11 protein-coding genes (1 of these 11 cut by a window edge) are annotated in these 15,491 nt (G+C 67.6%); 7 read left to right on the top strand and 4 right to left on the bottom strand.

The window, feature by feature from the left end; translation table 11 throughout:
• On the bottom strand, nt 1-1,547 hold the 5' portion of the coding sequence (gene recQ / locus L2D01_12060) for a DNA helicase RecQ (protein ID WBQ09622.1). Its footprint begins 235 nt before the window's first position; only the first 1,547 of its 1,782 coding nucleotides appear in the window; it begins with the start codon at nt 1,545-1,547; its stop codon lies beyond the left edge, outside the window.
• 237 nt (nt 1,548-1,784) lie between these two features.
• Between recQ and L2D01_12055 the strand changes: the two genes are divergently transcribed.
• From L2D01_12055 to astB, 7 genes are all read left to right on the top strand, one after another.
• Nucleotides 1,785-2,993 carry a CoA transferase gene (locus L2D01_12055; GenBank protein ID WBQ09621.1) on the top strand — a complete coding sequence of 403 codons (1,209 nt, stop codon included), beginning with the start codon at nt 1,785-1,787 and terminating at the stop codon, nt 2,991-2,993.
• Between the two features lie 203 nt (nt 2,994-3,196).
• On the top strand, nt 3,197-4,294 hold the full coding sequence (locus L2D01_12050) for an OmpA family protein (GenBank protein ID WBQ09620.1): 1,098 nt from the start codon (nt 3,197-3,199) through the stop codon (nt 4,292-4,294).
• A gap of 240 nt (nt 4,295-4,534) precedes the next feature.
• Nucleotides 4,535-5,827, top strand: a complete 1,293-nt coding sequence (locus tag L2D01_12045; GenBank protein WBQ09619.1) for a cystathionine gamma-synthase family protein — start codon at nt 4,535-4,537, stop codon at nt 5,825-5,827.
• Nucleotides 5,828-5,856: 29 nt separating this feature from the next.
• Nucleotides 5,857-7,113: a hydrolase gene (locus L2D01_12040; protein WBQ09618.1), complete on the top strand. Its 1,257-nt coding sequence runs from the start codon at nt 5,857-5,859 to the stop codon at nt 7,111-7,113.
• Nucleotides 7,114-7,143: 30 nt separating this feature from the next.
• Nucleotides 7,144-8,160, top strand: coding sequence for an arginine N-succinyltransferase (locus L2D01_12035; GenBank protein ID WBQ09617.1), 1,017 nt, complete (start codon nt 7,144-7,146; stop codon nt 8,158-8,160).
• A gap of 5 nt (nt 8,161-8,165) precedes the next feature.
• The gene (gene astD / locus L2D01_12030) at nt 8,166-9,620 is read left to right on the top strand and encodes a succinylglutamate-semialdehyde dehydrogenase (GenBank protein WBQ09616.1); all 1,455 of its coding nucleotides are present in this window, start codon (nt 8,166-8,168) and stop codon (nt 9,618-9,620) included.
• Nucleotides 9,617-10,969, top strand: coding sequence for an N-succinylarginine dihydrolase (gene astB / locus L2D01_12025; GenBank protein ID WBQ09615.1), 1,353 nt, complete (start codon nt 9,617-9,619; stop codon nt 10,967-10,969). The genes astD and astB overlap by 4 nt, the downstream gene beginning before the upstream one ends.
• Here the strand turns inward: astB and L2D01_12020 are convergent.
• The 3 genes from L2D01_12020 to clpB all read right to left on the bottom strand — a co-directional run bounded on the left by L2D01_12020 (nt 10,966) and on the right by clpB (nt 15,434).
• A complete protein-coding gene (locus L2D01_12020) occupies nt 10,966-11,535 on the bottom strand; it encodes an acyloxyacyl hydrolase (GenBank protein ID WBQ09614.1) in 570 nt (189 codons plus the stop codon). The two genes, astB and L2D01_12020, sit on opposite strands and share 4 nt — an antisense overlap.
• 67 nt (nt 11,536-11,602) lie before the next feature.
• Nucleotides 11,603-12,448, bottom strand: coding sequence for a dienelactone hydrolase family protein (locus L2D01_12015; GenBank protein WBQ09613.1), 846 nt, complete (start codon nt 12,446-12,448; stop codon nt 11,603-11,605).
• Nucleotides 12,449-12,818: 370 nt separating this feature from the next.
• A complete protein-coding gene (clpB, locus tag L2D01_12010) occupies nt 12,819-15,434 on the bottom strand; it encodes an ATP-dependent chaperone ClpB (GenBank protein ID WBQ09612.1) in 2,616 nt (871 codons plus the stop codon).
• Nucleotides 15,435-15,491: the final 57 nt, after the last annotated feature.

The raw sequence follows: 15,491 nt of genomic DNA, 5'->3' as shown, positions 1-15,491 counted from the left end.
ACATCGGCCGCCTCGGGCGCCGGGCCGCGCCGCGACGCGGCTTTGCGTTCAGCTTGCGGCGGGCGCAGGGCGACGGGCAGGCGTCCAAACAACACCTCGCGCCCCTGCGGCGTAATCACCCATTCTCCATGGCCATCCACCGGCTGATCGATCAGCCCGGCGGCGAAGAGCTGGCGGAATACGCCCATCCATTGCGGGCGCGTGAGGTCCTTGCCCACGCCGAAGGTCGGCAGGGCGTCATGGCCGTGCTCGCGCACTTTATCTGTGTCGCCGCCGCGCAGGACATTGACCAGATGCTCCAGCCCGAAGCGCTGGCCGGTGCGCGCGATGGCCGACATGGCCTTCTGGGCCAGCACCGCGCCATCGATCAGCTCGGGCGGATCCAGACACAGATCGCAATGCCCGCACGGATCGCTGGCGTCCCCGAAATAGGCCAGCAGGGTCTGACGCCGGCAGCGCGGCGCTTCGCAATAGGCGATCAGCGCGCCCAGCCGGCGCAGCTCCATCTGCTTGCGGGTCGCGTCGCTCTCGCTTTCGGAAATCTGGCGCCGGCGCAGGGCTGCATCGCCCAGCGTCCACAGCATCAGCGTATCAGCCGGATCCCCGTCACGGCCCGCGCGCCCGATCTCCTGATAATACGCCTCCATGGATTTGGGCAGGCCGGCATGGACGACAAAGCGCACATCGGGCTTGTCCACCCCCATCCCGAACGCCACCGTGGCGCACATCACCAGGCTGTCGCTCTGAACAAACCGGTCCTGGCGGGCGCTGCGCTCGGCGCTGTCGAGGCCGGCGTGATAGGCGAGCGCATCTATCCCCGCCTTGCGCAGGCGCTCGGCCAAGTCATCGCAGCCCTTGCGGCTGGTGCAATAGACGATGCCCGCCCGGCCGGGGCGCGCGCGGATGAAGTCCAGCACCTGCGCCGCGCCCGACTGGCGCGCCCCGACGCCCAGGAAAATATTGGGCCGGTCAAACCCGGCCACGAACTCTTTGGGTTCGCGGGTGAACAGGCGCGCCGCGATGTCGCGCCGGGCCGCGGCGTCTGCGGTGGCGGTGAAGGCGGCGATCTGGGGCGATCCGGCGGCGCGCGCCAGCTCGGCGATGCGTAGGTAATCGGGGCGGAAATCATGACCCCATTGGGAGACGCAATGAGCTTCGTCCACGGCAATCAGGCTCAGCCCCGCCCGGCCCAGACGCTGCGCCAGACCCGGCGCGGCCAGGCGCTCGGGCGCCATATAAAGAAGACGCAGCGACCCCTCATCAAGCTTGCGCCAGGTGTCCTCGCGCGCGTCCGCATCATCGGCGCTGGTCAGGCTCGCCGCCTCCACGCCGGCTGACTGCAACGCCGCCACCTGGTCGCGCATCAGGGCGATCAGCGGCGACACGACCAGCGTCAGCCCGCCTTTCAGGATGGCAGGCAGCTGAAAACACAGCGACTTGCCGCGCCCGGTGGGCATCACCGCCAGCACGTCATCGCCGGCCAGCACGGCCTCCAGGATTTCGCCCTGACCGGGGCGGAAATCGGGAAAGCCGAACACCTCGCGCATGGCCGCACGCGCCTCGGTGAGACCCGGGCGGGGACGCGCCGCTGCGGGCGCGGACGCGGAACTCGAATCAGGGCGGATCGTCATGGTCCGAACGCTAGCGCGTTCATCGCTGTGGTTCGATCCTGCCGCTGTCGAGCTGGATGATTCGCGCCTCTGCGCGGGTGAGCGCCCTTGCGTGGGCGCGGGCGTCTGGGCTAGGCGAGTGTGACTTGTCCGAACAAACGGAGCCTGTCCGCCATGAGCCCTGGAGCGCTGTCTCATATCAAGGTGCTGGACCTGTCGCGCGTGCTGGCGGGCCCGTGGTGCACGCAAATCCTGGCCGATCTGGGCGCCGACGTGATCAAGGTGGAGAACCCCGATGGCGGCGACGACACGCGCGGCTGGGGGCCGCCGTTTCTGAAGAATGAGGACGGCTCGCGCGCGGACGCGGCCTATTATCTGTGCGCCAACCGCAACAAGCGCTCCATCGCCGTCAATATGCGCGAGGAGCGGGGCCGCGAGCTCCTGCGGTCTCTGGCCGCCGGCAGCGATGTGGTGATTGAGAACTACAAGACCGGGGGGCTCAAGAAATACGGCCTCGACTATGACAGCGTGAAGGCGCTGCGCAGCGACATCATCTATTGCTCCATCACCGGCTTTGGCCAGACCGGCCCTCTCAGCGCCCAGCCCGGTTATGATTTTCTGATCCAGGCCATGGGCGGGCTGATGAGCGTGACCGGCGAGGACAAGCCGACCAAGGTCGGCCTGCCGGCCGTGGATCTGTTCACCGGCGTCTATGCCGCCGGCGCAGTGATGGCGGCGCTGATCGCGCGTGATCAGGGACTGGGCGGCCAGAATATCGACATGGCGCTGTTCGACGTTCAGGCGGCGATGCTGGCCAATCAGGCGTCGAACTATCTGGTGTCGGGCCGGGCGCCGGGGCGGGGCGGCAACGCCCATCCCAATATCGTGCCGTATCAGGATTTCCCCACGCTGGACGGCCGCATCGCCGTGGCGGTGGGCAATGACGGCCAGTTCGCCGCCTTCGCCCGGGCGCTGGAGCGCGCGGAGTGGGCGCAGGACCCGCGATTCCAGACCAATGCCGGGCGGGTGGAGCACCGCGAAATCCTCATTGCGCAGATCATTGTTGTAATGAGCGCGCGCTCCAGCGCCAACTGGACCGGGGCGCTGAACGCGGCGGGCGTGCCCTGCGGCCCGATCCAGAGCATCGACCAGGTCTTTGCTCACCCTCAGGCCGAGGCGCGCGGGCTGGCATTCAACCTGCCCATGACCGGGTGTGACGCCGCGCCTCTGGTCGCCAACCCGATGCGCCTGTCCGCAACGCCGCCAGTCTATCGCACGGCCCCGCCAAGACTGGGCGAGCATACGCCGGAAGTGTTGCAAGAACGCCTCGGTATTGATCAAATCGGCTACGAAGAGCTGAAACAGGCCGGTATTCTTCGTTGAAACCGGGCCCGTGTCGCCGCTTGGCGGTAGCGCTGTATGTGAAAATCCTGTAGTGAAAGAGTTGAGCGTCTTGTCGCCAAGGTGTTCGGCGGCCCGCATTCTGGGCCATCAGACGGCACATCGGGTGCAACCCGCGACAGGCTCCGCGTTCATCACACGAAGGGCTATTCGCCCGGAGGGGTTAAAGTATGAAACAATACCTCATGACTGCAGCGGCCCTGGGCCTGGTGCTCGGCGCGCCGTCCATGGCGTCCGCCGACGAGGGCTGGTATCTCAGCGGCGGCGTCGGTTATGGCGCACCCGCTGACTCTGACGTGTCCGGCTCGCTCGGCAACGGAGCCCGCGGCGGTGGCATTCACGGCCGGGCCGACTGGCGCCAGCGCCTGGCGCTTGGCTACCAGTACGCTGGCGGCTGGCGTATCGAGGGCGAACTCGCCCATCGCTACAACGAAATGGGCTCGATCGGGAATTACGAGGACAGCTTCTCGAAATTCCACGCCTGGTCGGGCATGGTCAACGTGCTGTACGACTTCAACACTGGCTCCGTCTGGCGTCCGTATGTCGGCGCCGGCCTGGGCTGGGTTCAGTCCACCGCCTCGCTGGCGGGCTGGCAGAACGGCACCCGTCCGGTCGGTTCGATCATCCCGGGCGATCCGCGCTATATACAGCTGCGCGATTCCGATACGGCTCTGGGCTATCAGCTCATCGCCGGCATCGGCTGGGCGTTGAGCCAGAACCTCACCCTGGACACCGAGTACCGCTATTTCGGCCACTCGGCCACCAGCTACACCCCGGGCGCCAATGTGGACGCGCTGCGCGGTCACGAGGCCTGGATCGGTCTGCGCTATCTGTTCGCGGCTCCGCCGGCTCCGCCGCCGCCGCCGCCCCCGCCCCCGCCTCCGCCTCCGCCTCCGCCGCCGCCTCCCCCGCCGCCCCCGCCTCCGCCGCCTCCGCCGTCGTGTGAGGATGCCGAGTTCGTGGTGTACTTCGAGTGGGATCGCTCCAACGTCACCGACCAGTCGCGCAACGTCATCAACAGCGCCATCAGCACCGCCCGCAATTGCGGCGTCGCTGCGGTCCGCATCGATGGCCACGCCGACCGCTCCGGTTCGGCCGCCTACAACGTCGGCCTGTCCGAGCGCCGCGCCCGTGCGGTGCGTGACGAGCTGGTCCGTCTCGGCGTTCCCGCCGGTGCGGTGTCGATCAACGCCTACGGCGAATCCCGCCCGGCCGTTGCGACCCCGGACGGCGTGCGCGAGCCGCTGAACCGGCGCGTGGAAGTCCTGATCAACCTGAACTAAGTCCAGGTCAGTCAGTCTCAAATCAGACGGCCCGCCGGAGCAATCCGGCGGGCCGTTCTGCGTCTGGGGGGGGTGGAAACATTGCGCGGCGATGCGGTCCGGGAGAGCGCCGCAACAGGCCGCCGCCCTGTGCGCCGGGTTGACCCGCACGCGCCAGCGGCGCAAGACAGGAGCGGTAAACCCGATCCCGTTTGTCTGTCGCCGCTGGGCGCTTCCATGCGCCGCCGGCAGGAGCCCGTTATGAGCAAACCTGAAACGCCCTACCGCAAGCGCGCGCTGGGCGCGCGTTCGCTGAGCCCCGAAACCATGATGATGAGCTATGGCTTCGACGCCAAGCTGTCGGAAGGCTCGATCAAGCCGCCCATCTTCCAGACCTCTACCTTCGCCTTCGCCACCGCCGAAGAGGGGGCGTCCTTCTTCCGCGTCATGGGCGGACGCTCCCAGTCCGGCGATCCGGTTGAGGCGGGGCTTCTCTATTCGCGGTTCAACAACCCGAACATGGAAGTGCTCGAAGACCGGCTCACCCTGTTTGACGGGGCCGAGGAGGCGCTGGTCTTCTCATCGGGCATGGGCGCCATCTCCACCGTAATCATGGCCCACGCCCATGCCGGCGATGTGGTGCTGCAGTCCACGCCGCTCTATGGCGGGACCGAGACGCTGATCCGCGCCATCCTGCCCCAGTACGGCATCAAAAGCGCCGACTTCTTCGCGGGCGCCAGCGAGGCGGAGATCGCAGAAACCGTGGAGGCCGCCCTGCAACTGGGGCGGATTGCGGTGATTTTCTGCGAAACCCCCACCAATCCCACCAATGAAGTGGTGGACCTGACCCAGATGAAGCGCCTGGCTGAAGAGATCGGCGAGCGTCAGGGTCATCGCCCGCCTGTGGTGGTGGACAACACGATTCTGGGCCCCATCGGCCAGACGCCGCTGGCCCACGGCGCCGACATCGTTGTGTATTCGCTCACCAAATATATCGGCGGCCATTCCGACCTGATCGGCGGCGCCGCCATGGGCTCTGACGCCCTGATGCGCCCGGTGCGCAAGCTGCGTTCGGGCATGGGCACCAATCTTGATCCCAATACGTGCTGGATGCTGGCGCGCTCGCTGGAGACGGTGACCCTGCGCATGAAAGCCGCCTTTGAAGGCGCGGCGATCGTGGCCAATTATCTGAAAACCCACCCGAAAGTGGAGAAGGTGCGCTATCTCGGCTTCCTCGAGCCCGGCTCGCGCGACCAGCTGGTGCATGAACGCCAGAGCGGCGGCCATCACGGCTCCACCTTCTCGTTTGATGTGGTGGGCGGGCAGGCTGCGGCCTTCCGCATGCTCAACGCGCTGCAGGTGGTCAAGCTGGCGGTCAGCCTCGGCGGCACCGAGACCCTGATCTGCCATCCGGGCAGCACCACCCATGCGGCGGTGGAGGAGTCCCTGCGTGAGCGTCTGGGCTTCACTGGCGGGCTTGTGCGCATCTCGGTGGGCATCGAGAATCCCGACGATCTGATCGCCGATCTCGAACAGGCGCTTGAGCACGCCTGAGCCCGTACGTAGCGCCACCGGAGCCGTCCATGACCGCCCTGACCCTCGACCGGGAAGACCGCGCCGTCCTTGACTGGATCGAGGGCGAGGCGGACGCCATGGTCGCGCGGGTCAAAGCCTGGTCCGCCATCAATTCCGGCAGCCGCAACGCTGACGGTTTGGAAGCCATGCGCGCCGAGCTGGAAACGGCGTTTGCGGCGCTGGGCGGCGAGATCACTGCCGTGGAGCTCGCGCCGTCGACCACGATCGAGCTCGATGGCGAGATCCGGGATGTCGAATACACGCCGGCCTTCCGCCTGACCCGGCGCCCCGACGCCCCGGTAAAAATCGTCCTGACCGGCCACCACGACACGGTGTTTCCGCCGGGCTCCGGTTTTGACGCCTGGCGCATGCTGGACGACGACACGATCAACGGACCGGGAGCGGCGGACATGAAGGGCGGGCTGATCGTCATGCTCACCGCCCTCATGGGGCTGGAGCGCAGCCCGTGGGCGGACCAGATCGGCTATGACATATTGATCAGCCCGGACGAGGAGATCGGCTCGCTGGGCTCCGGGCCAGTGCTCGCCGAGCTCGGCCGCCACGCCCATGTGGGCATGACGTATGAGCCGGCGCTGGTGGATGGCTCGTTGGCGGGCGCGCGCAAGGGGTCGGGCAATTTCTCCCTGCGCTGCCGGGGCCGCGCCGCCCATGCCGGGCGCGAGCATCATCTGGGCCGCAACGCCATTGTCGCCGCCGCTGATTTCGCCCGCCGCCTCGACGCGCTCAACGGCCAGCGCGAGCACGTCACCTTCAATGTCTCGCGCATCGATGGCGGCGGTGCGCCCAATGTGGTGCCGGAGCTGGGCATTTGCCGCTTCAATGTGCGGGTGAAAACTGAAGACGACGCGATCTGGGCGCGGGCCGAAATCGACGCGCTGGTCAAACTCACTGATGCGCGCGACGGCATCTCGGCTGATCTGCATGGCGGCTTCACCCGCCCGCCCAAGCCCATGAGCCCGGCCAATTTGCGCATGTTTGAATGGACGCGCGCCGCCGGCGCGCCGCTGGGCCTCGACATTCGCTGGAAAGACACGGGCGGGGTGTGCGAAGGCAATAATCTGTGGGCGTCGGGCTGTCCCAACGTGGATACGCTGGGCGTGCGCGGCGCGGATATTCATTCCAGCCGGGAGATCGCCAAGCTCTCCAGCCTGCCCGAGCGCGCCCAGCTGTCGGCGGTGATGCTGATGCAGTTCGCCCGCGGCCGGTTCAACGCTGCAGAGGCGCGCGCGCTGGCCAAGGCCTAGCCGGGTTCAGGGACGACAGGGGGAGATTTCATGCTGGTGGTGCGCGCGGCCCGGTCGGGCGATGTGGACGGGTTCCTGAAGCTGGCCCGGGCGGCCGGTCCGGGCTTCACCAGCTTGTCTTTGCCCGATGACGCCCTGGCGGCCAAGCTGGCGGCGTCCGAAGCCGCGTTTGACGGCAGGCTGAGCGATCCGTGCGACTGCACCTATCAGCTCATGCTGGAAGACAGCGAGACCGGAGAGATTCTCGGCACCTCGGCGGTCAAGGCCATGGTGGGGGTCAAGAAGCCGTATTTCGACTTCAAGATTTTCACCTTCGCCCAAGCCTCCAAGGAAGCGGCCAAGCGCTTCGACATGGACGCCATGCTGCTAGTCAATGATTTCGCCGGCTCGACGGAAGTCGGCTCGCTCTTTGTCAGCGATGCGGCGCGCGGCGCCGGGGCCGGCAGCCTGACGGCCAAGGCGCGCTATCTGCTGGTGGCGTCCGCCCGCGAGCGCTTCGGCAAGCGCATTCTGTCCGAATTGCGCGGCGTGGTGGATGAGAAGGGCGATTCCATCTTCTTCGAGCATGTCTCGCGCCCTTTCTTCAAGATGAGCTTTGATGAGGCTGACCGGCTCTCGGCGGCGACGGACAACCAGTTCATCCTCGACCTCATGCCGTCCCACCTCATCTATCTCGACCTGTTGCCGCGCGAGGCGCGCGCGGTGATCGGCAAGACCCATCCCCATGGCGTCAACGCTCTGCGCCTGCTGGAGGCCGAGGGCCTGCGCTATGAGCGCTATGTGGACATTTTCGACGGCGGCCCGCTGGTCTCCTGCGGCGCGGACGAGGTGCGCACCATCCGCGAAAGCCAGGTGCTGCCTGTCGCCGGTACCAGCCCGGCCGGTGACCGCCGCCGCGCCCTGGTCTCCAATGACCGGATCGGCGATTTCCGCTGTGTCTATACGCAGATCACCCATGACGAGGCCGAGGCCGGCCTCGACGACGACGCCCGGCGCGCGCTGGATGTGCGCGCAGGCGATCCCGTACGTTTCTGGATCAAGGACTGACTGACATGACCGCATCCCTCTTCATCAACGGCGCCTGGCGCGAGGGCCGCGCGGCGGCCTTCCGCTCCATCGACCCGTCCAGCGCCGATACGGTCTGGGAGGGCGCCGCCGCTTCGCCGGATGATGTGCGCGAGGCTTTCGTGGCAGCCCGCGCGGCGTTCCCGGACTGGGCGCTGGCGGGGTATGATACGCGCCGCGCCGTGGCCGAGCGGTTTGCGGCGCTTCTCAAAGAGCGCAGCGAGGCCATCGCCGAGCTGATCGCGCGCGAAACCGGCAAGCCGCTCTGGGAGGCGCGCACGGAAGCGGGCGCCATGGCCGGCAAGATCGCGGTGTCGGTGAAGGCTTATACCGAGCGCACCGGGTCCACGCGCACGCAAACCGATTTCGGCGAGCAGACGCTGGAGCACAAGCCGCTGGGCGTGATGTTTGTGCTCGGCCCCTATAACTTCCCCGGCCATCTGCCCAACGGCCATATCGTGCCGGCCCTGCTGGCGGGCAATACGATTGTCTTCAAGCCATCCGAATTGACCCCGGCCATCGGCGCGCTGATCGCGCAGCTATGGGCTGAAGCAGGCCTTCCCGCCGGCGTGCTCAATCTGGTGCAGGGCGCGCGCGACACCGGCGCGGCAGCGCTGGATGACCGCGATCTGGACGGTGTGCTGTTCACCGGCTCCTGGTCCACGGGTTCTTTCATCCATAAACACTTTGCCGGACGCACCGGCATTCAGCTCGCGCTGGAGATGGGCGGCAACAACCCGCTCGTGGTCTGGGACGCCGCCGACGCCGAGGCTGCGGCCCGCGTCGCGGTTCTGTCGGCCTATATCACCGCCGGTCAGCGCTGTTCGTGCGCGCGCCGCCTGATCGTGCCGCAGGGCAAGGCGGGCGACGCGGTGATCGAGGCTGTCGCCGCCCTGATCCCGCAGCTGACGCTGGGCGCCTGGAACGCAAGCCCCGAACCCTTCATGGGCCCGCTGGTCAGCAATCACGCCGCCGATCAGGTGCTCAAGGCCCAGGACGCGCTGCTGGCGCTGGGCGCGCGCGCTATCGTGAAGGCCGGACGCGGGCAGGGCCCGGCCTTCGTGACGCCGGGGCTCCTGGATGTGGAAGGCGTGAAGACGCCCGACGAGGAGGTGTTCGGGCCGCTGCTCCAGGTGCGCCGCGCAGCCAGCTTCGATGCGGCGATCACCGAGGCCAACAACACCGCCTATGGACTGGCCGCAGGGCTGGTCAGCGATGACGCCGATCTCTGGCCGCGCTTCCGGGCGCTGGTCCGTGCGGGCATCGTGAACTTCAACCGGCCCACGCCGGGCGCGGCCTCCACCATGCCGTTCGGGGGCCCGGGCCAGTCGGGCAATTTGCGCCCCAGCGCCTTCTATGCGGCCGACTACTGCGCTTACCCGGTGGCCGCCCAGGCTGCGCCCACCCTGGTGCGTCAGGCGATCAAGGGGCTGGACGGATGACCGGCGCGGTGGAGGCCAATTTCGACGGGCTGGTCGGTCCGACCCACAATTATGGCGGGCTCGCGCCGGGCAATCTGGCCAGTGCGAAAAATCGCGGCGCCGTGGCGCGTCCGCGCGCAGGGGTTCTCGAAGGCCTGTCCAAGGCGCGCAGGCTGGCAGATGCGGGGCTCGCGCAGGGTCTCCTCCCGCCACAGGAACGTCCGGACATACCCGCCCTGCGTGCGCTGGGCTTCACTGGCCGCACTGACGGCGCGGTGTGGGAGGCGGCTTACAAGGCCGCGCCCGAGCTGGCGCTGAACATGCTGTCGGCCTCGTCCATGTGGGCGGCCAACGCCGCCACCGTGTCGCCGGGCGCTGACACAGCCGACGCCCGCGTGCATTTCACCCCGGCCAATCTGGTCACGGCGCTGCACCGCTCCATCGAGCACACTCAGACTCAGAAAGCCCTCTCGCGCATCTTCGCCGATGAGGCCCGCTTCGCCGTCCATGGCGCGCTGCCCTCACAGGCCCATTTCGCCGATGAAGGCGCGGCCAATCATGTGCGCCTGTGCGCGGAGCATGGCGCGCCGGGGGTGGAGATTTTCGTCCATGGCCGCGACGCGTTCGAGACCTGGCAGGCGAAGTATCCCGCTCGCCAGACCCTGCAGGCCTGCGAGGCGGTCGCGCGCCGCCATGGCCTGGACCCGGCGCGCACCGTGCATATCCGCCAGTCGCGCCAAGCCATCGAGGCGGGCGCATTCCATAATGACGTGGTGTGCGTCGGCACCGGCCCGGTGCTGTTCTATCACGAGCACGCGTTCGTGGACTCCGCCGCAGCCCTCGACGCCATCCGCCGCGCCGCAGACGGGCTGTTCGAGCCGGTGTTCGTGGAAGTGCCCGACGCCGAGGTCCCGCTGACCGACGCCATCGCATCCTACCTGTTCAATTCGCAATTGCTGATCTGGCCAGGCGAAAGCCGTCAGGTCCTGCTGGCCCCGAAAGAGACCGAGGAGACCCCCTCGACCCGCGCCTATGCCGAGCGCCTGACCGCCGGCAATGGCCCGATCGGCGCGGTTGAGTTTGCGGACGTACGCCAGTCCATGCGCAATGGCGGCGGGCCGGCCTGTTTGCGCCTGCGCGTGGTGTTGGACGAGGCCCAGCGCGCCGCGGTCAATCCGGGCGCCTGGCTGACGGCGCAGCGCCATGACGCCCTGACCGAATGGGCCAACACCCACTACCGCGAGACGCTGGCGCCTCAGGATCTGGGCGATCCGGCACTGGTGGATGAAAGCCGGCGCGCGCTGGACGCGCTCACCGGCATTCTGGAGCTTGGCTCGGACTTCTATCCGTTCCAGCGCCCAGGAAGCTAATTCCCGAACCGGTAGCCCAGCCGCACGCCGATCTCGTCGAGGGCCTGGTTGCGGCCATTGCCCAGGATCTGGCCGTGGGAATAGTGCTCGTAGAACACGCCCACCCGCCAGGTGTCGTTCAAGGCGTAATCGGTCCCCAGGCGCAGATGGAACAGATAGTGCGAGCCCAGCCCGGCGCGGGTGGCGGCCAGGCGGATGCGGTCGGGATCGTCGGGCGGCAGGTCGACATAATCGGTCACGCCGTCATGATAGGCGATGCCCCACGAGCCTTCAAAGGTCAGGCGCTCGGTGGCCGAGCCTTCCCAGGCCAGTCCCACCGCGCCAAGATTGGTCAGGCCGGACGTGTTGAACGAGCCCATGATATAGGGCCGTGGCGAGTAGGCCCAGTTGAGGAAATCGGGGCTGTCAAACAGCACCTCGGCGATGATCTGAACGCCATCCTCGCGTCCGTTATAGACGTCGTGAGCGGCCACCCCGCCGCGTAGCTCGCTGAGCTGGGCGTGGGCGGGCGCGCCAAGCACGCAGGCGGCGGCGAGAGCGCTGAGCGCGGCGAAACGGCGAAGCATGGCGGTTACCCCCGTTGATCGAGTCGCGCGACGATACTCCGGTGATGGTGCGGCGCCTAGAGTCAGGTTATTGCGCGCTCTCGCCCGCGTGCAGCCTCGCCGTGAGATACCCCAGCACCTCGCGCGCGGCTTCAAAGGTCGGCTGGCCGTCCGCCGCGATCAGGTCCTTTGTGAGCACCGCGTGGGGGAAGGGGTTGCCCTTCGGGTTCTTGGCTGAGTCCGGCATGACGCGGGTCAGGGCGCGGTCCTGTCCGATGAGTTCTGTCAGGGCTGTGAAACGCTCGGCCTTGCAGGACGGATCGCCGGCAAAGCGCAGCGCCATCACCGGCAGGTCCGTGCGCGCTTTCAGGCCCGCCGCCTCGGCGTCGCTCAGGTGCAGGCCGCCGGGATTGTTGAACGGCACGGCGGGCTCTCCCGCCACCGCCGCCTGAACGCTGGGATCAATGGCTACCGACCAGGCGAAATTGCCCGACAGGCACAGCCCCACCGCGCCCACGCCCGGCCCGCCGCACTCGGCATGGGCCTGACGGGCGAGCGCCCGCAGCCAGTCCGATACCGGACTGCCGCCCTCGCGCGCGAACAGGCGGATCTCTCTGGAGACGCAGGCGCGCGCCATGCCGCCCACCCGGCCATGCAGGGCCAGAACCTCCTCCAGATCGCTGCCGGCCGGGTCCATATAGGCGGGGGCGTAGACGCGAAATCCCGCCGCCTCGATCCAGCGGGCCAGCCGCCAGAACTCGCTCACAAAACCAGGCAGCTCATGCATCAAAATCACGCCCGGCCCGTGCCCGCTGGCGAGCACCGGATGGGCAATGCCTGCGGCCTCGAAATCAAACACCGTGTCGAACGGCGTGCGGTCGTCCATATGGAGGATCGCCGAGAAATCGGACGCGAAAGCAGGCTGGGCGGTCATGGCGGCTCCGAAGCGGTCTGTCGCCAAAGGTTAGACCGGCCCGGGACAAAGTCACAGCCTGCTTGCCGAACTTGCGCTTGTTTGAAGAGCCTTGACGACGCATGAGCCGTGCACAGGGGTTCCAGCGCGGTCAGGCTTCCTCTTCGTTCCATGCTGGAAGATCACGCAAGGCGATCGCAGGCAGTCAAGGACGGCCCTTCGGGCCGCCGCCGTGCGGCGACCGAGCGAAGGCTCGGTCGTCCTTGACAGCTTGCGACGCTTGCGAAAATGGCTCAGCAAGGATCGACGGCGAGATGGGGTCGTTGACGATCAGTATCCGGACGGCCGGGCCACGCAAACACGTAACGCCCGGCTGCCCGGCCCCGCACCCCTACTGAATCGTCGCCTCCGCTGGCGGCCGCGCATTGCGGCTCACCGCATGGCCGTTGACGGTGAGGGCGCCGGCTTCGGCCGAGACGGTGATCATGTCGCCGTCATTGAGCTTGCCGGCCAGGATCAGCCGGGCCAGCGGGTCCTGCAACTCCTTCTGGATCACGCGCTTCAGCGGGCGCGCGCCATAGGCCGGGTCATAGCCCTTCTGCGCGAGCCAGGCGCGCGCCGCCGCGTCCATGGACAGCGTCATGCGCCGGTCGGCCAGCAGGGCCTCGAGGCGTTTGAGCTGGATGTCGACGATGGAGCCCATGTGCTGCTCTTCCAGGCGGCGGAACAGGATGATCTCGTCGATCCGGTTCAGGAATTCCGGGCGGAACGCCGCGCGCACCGCGCCCATCACATTGTCCCGGGCCGCCTCCACATCGCCTGACAGCAGGAATTCGGAGCCGAGATTGGAGGTCATGATCAGGATCGTGTTGCGGAAATCCACCGTGCGGCCCTGACCATCGGTCAGCCGGCCATCGTCGAGCACCTGAAGGAGCACGTTGAACACATCCGGGTGGGCTTTCTCCACCTCGTCAAACAGCACCACCTGATAGGGCCGCCGGCGCACGGCTTCGGTCAGGGCGCCGCCTTCGTCATAGCCGACATAGCCCGGAGGGGCGCCGATCATCCGGCTGACCGAGTGCTTCTCCATGTATTCGGACATGTCCATGCGCGTGACCGCGCTTTCATCGTCGAACAGGAACTCCGCCAGCGCTTTGGTCAGCTCGGTCTTGCCCACGCCCGTGGGGCCCAGGAACAGGAAGGAGCCGATGGGCCGGGCAGGGTCCTTGAGGCCCGCGCGAGACCGGCGCACCGCGTCGGACACCGCTTCCAGCGCGTCGTCCTGACCGACCACGCGCGCGCGCAGGCCATCTTCCATCGCCATCAGCTTCTCGCGCTCGCCTTCGAGCATCTTGTCCACCGGCACGCCGGTCCAGCGGCTGACCACGCCGGCGATCTGCTCGTCGTCCACCACTTCCTTGACCAGCACGCCCTGGCCATTGGCGGCGCTGGCGGCTTCGGCGTCGCGCAGACGCTTTTCCAGCTCCGGGATGCGGCCGTATTTGAGCTCCGAGGCGCGGGCCAGATCGCCCCGGCGTTCGGCGTCGGCCAGCTCGGCGCGCAGCCGGTCCAGCTGCTCCTTCACGTCGGTGGCCGAAGCGAGCTTTTCCTTCTCGGCGCGCCAGGCGGCCGTCATTTCATTGGAGCGCTGCTCCAGCTCCGACAGCTCCTTCTTGAGCGTTTCGAGCCGCGTGCGCGAGGCGTCGTCCTTTTCCTTCTTGAGGGCCTCGCCCTCGATCTTCAGCTGGATGATGCGCCGGTCGAGCTCGTCCAGCGCTTCCGGCTTGGAATCCACCTGCATGCGCAGGCGCGCCGCCGCCTCGTCCATCAGATCGATGGCCTTGTCGGGCAGGAAGCGGTCGGTGATATAGCGGTTGGACAGGGTCGCGGCGGCCACAATGGCGCTGTCGGCGATGCGCACGCCGTGGTGCACCTCATACTTCTCCTTCAGCCCGCGCAGGATGGAGACGGTGTCCTCCACGCTCGGCTCATCGACAAACACCGGCTGGAAGCGGCGCGCCAGGGCGGCGTCTTTTTCCACGTGCTTGCGGTATTCATCGAGCGTGGTGGCGCCGATGCAGTGCAGCTCACCGCGCGCCAAAGCGGGCTTCAACAGGTTGGAGGCGTCCATCGCTCCGTCCGTCTTGCCCGCGCCCACCAGCGTGTGCATCTCGTCGATGAACAGGATGATGCCGCCGGCGGCCGATTCCACCTCCGACAGCACGCTTTTCAGCCGCTCCTCGAATTCGCCGCGATATTTCGCGCCGGCGATCAGCGAGCCCATGTCGAGGGCCATCAGCTTCTTGTCTTTCAAGCTCTCCGGCACATCGCCATTGACGATGCGCAGGGCCAGGCCCTCTGCAATGGCGGTCTTGCCCACGCCGGGTTCGCCGATGAGGACCGGGTTGTTCTTGGTGCGCCGCGACAGCACCTGTACCGCGCGCCGGATCTCCTCGTCCCGGCCGATCACCGGGTCCAGCTTGCCGGCGCGCGCGGCAGCCGTCAGGTCGCGGGCGTATTTCTTCAGCGCCTCATAGGTGTCTTCGGCCGATTGGCTGTCGGCGGTCCGGCCCTGGCGCAGATCATTGATCGCGGTGTTGAGCGTCTGGGGCGTCACGCCCGCCTGCTTGAAAATCTCCGCCGGCTTGGTCCCCTGCACCACGCTCAGCGCCTGGAGCAGGCGCTCGGCGGTGACGAACTGGTCGCCCGCTTTTTGCGCGGCCTCTTCGGCGGTGGTGAATACCTCGCCGGTGCGCGGCGCCAGGTAAAGCTGGCCGCCGCCCTCCACTTTCGGCAGGGCCTCCAGCGCGCGCTCGGTCAGGTCAGCCACATGGTCGGGGCGCCCGCCCGCCGCGCGGATCAGATTCACCGCCAGCCCGCCCTCATCATCCAGCAGGGCTTTCAGCAAGTGCTCGGGCGCGAAATGCTGGTGCTTGCGCTTCATGGCGAGCCCTTGCGCGGCCTGAAGCACGGCGCGGGCGCGGTCGGTGAATTTTTCAATATTCATGGCGTCTATCCGTCTCCTGAAGGTCAGCGAGACAGGCGGGCCGGGACCTTGCTTGAA

The organism is Hyphomonadaceae bacterium ML37 (assembly GCA_027627685.1).
Lineage (GTDB): Bacteria > Pseudomonadota > Alphaproteobacteria > Caulobacterales > Maricaulaceae > Oceanicaulis.
Note: the sequence above shows the minus strand (reverse complement) of the source record. Positions and strands in the feature narration are given on the sequence as shown.

Excerpts from the sequence above, each read along its gene's own strand:
- L2D01_12055 (WBQ09621.1), top strand. The coding sequence starts at position 1,785 with ATGAGCCCTGGAGCGCTGTCTCATATCAAGGTGCTGGACCTGTCGCGC.
- L2D01_12050 (WBQ09620.1), top strand. The coding sequence starts at position 3,197 with ATGACTGCAGCGGCCCTGGGCCTGGTGCTCGGCGCGCCGTCCATGGCG.
- L2D01_12045 (WBQ09619.1), top strand. The coding sequence starts at position 4,535 with ATGAGCAAACCTGAAACGCCCTACCGCAAGCGCGCGCTGGGCGCGCGT.
- L2D01_12040 (WBQ09618.1), top strand. The coding sequence starts at position 5,857 with ATGACCGCCCTGACCCTCGACCGGGAAGACCGCGCCGTCCTTGACTGG.
- L2D01_12035 (WBQ09617.1), top strand. The coding sequence starts at position 7,144 with ATGCTGGTGGTGCGCGCGGCCCGGTCGGGCGATGTGGACGGGTTCCTG.
- astD (WBQ09616.1), top strand. The coding sequence starts at position 8,166 with ATGACCGCATCCCTCTTCATCAACGGCGCCTGGCGCGAGGGCCGCGCG.
- astB (WBQ09615.1), top strand. The coding sequence starts at position 9,617 with ATGACCGGCGCGGTGGAGGCCAATTTCGACGGGCTGGTCGGTCCGACC.
- L2D01_12020 (WBQ09614.1), bottom strand. The coding sequence starts at position 11,535 with ATGCTTCGCCGTTTCGCCGCGCTCAGCGCTCTCGCCGCCGCCTGCGTG.
- L2D01_12015 (WBQ09613.1), bottom strand. The coding sequence starts at position 12,448 with ATGACCGCCCAGCCTGCTTTCGCGTCCGATTTCTCGGCGATCCTCCAT.
- clpB (WBQ09612.1), bottom strand. The coding sequence starts at position 15,434 with ATGAATATTGAAAAATTCACCGACCGCGCCCGCGCCGTGCTTCAGGCC.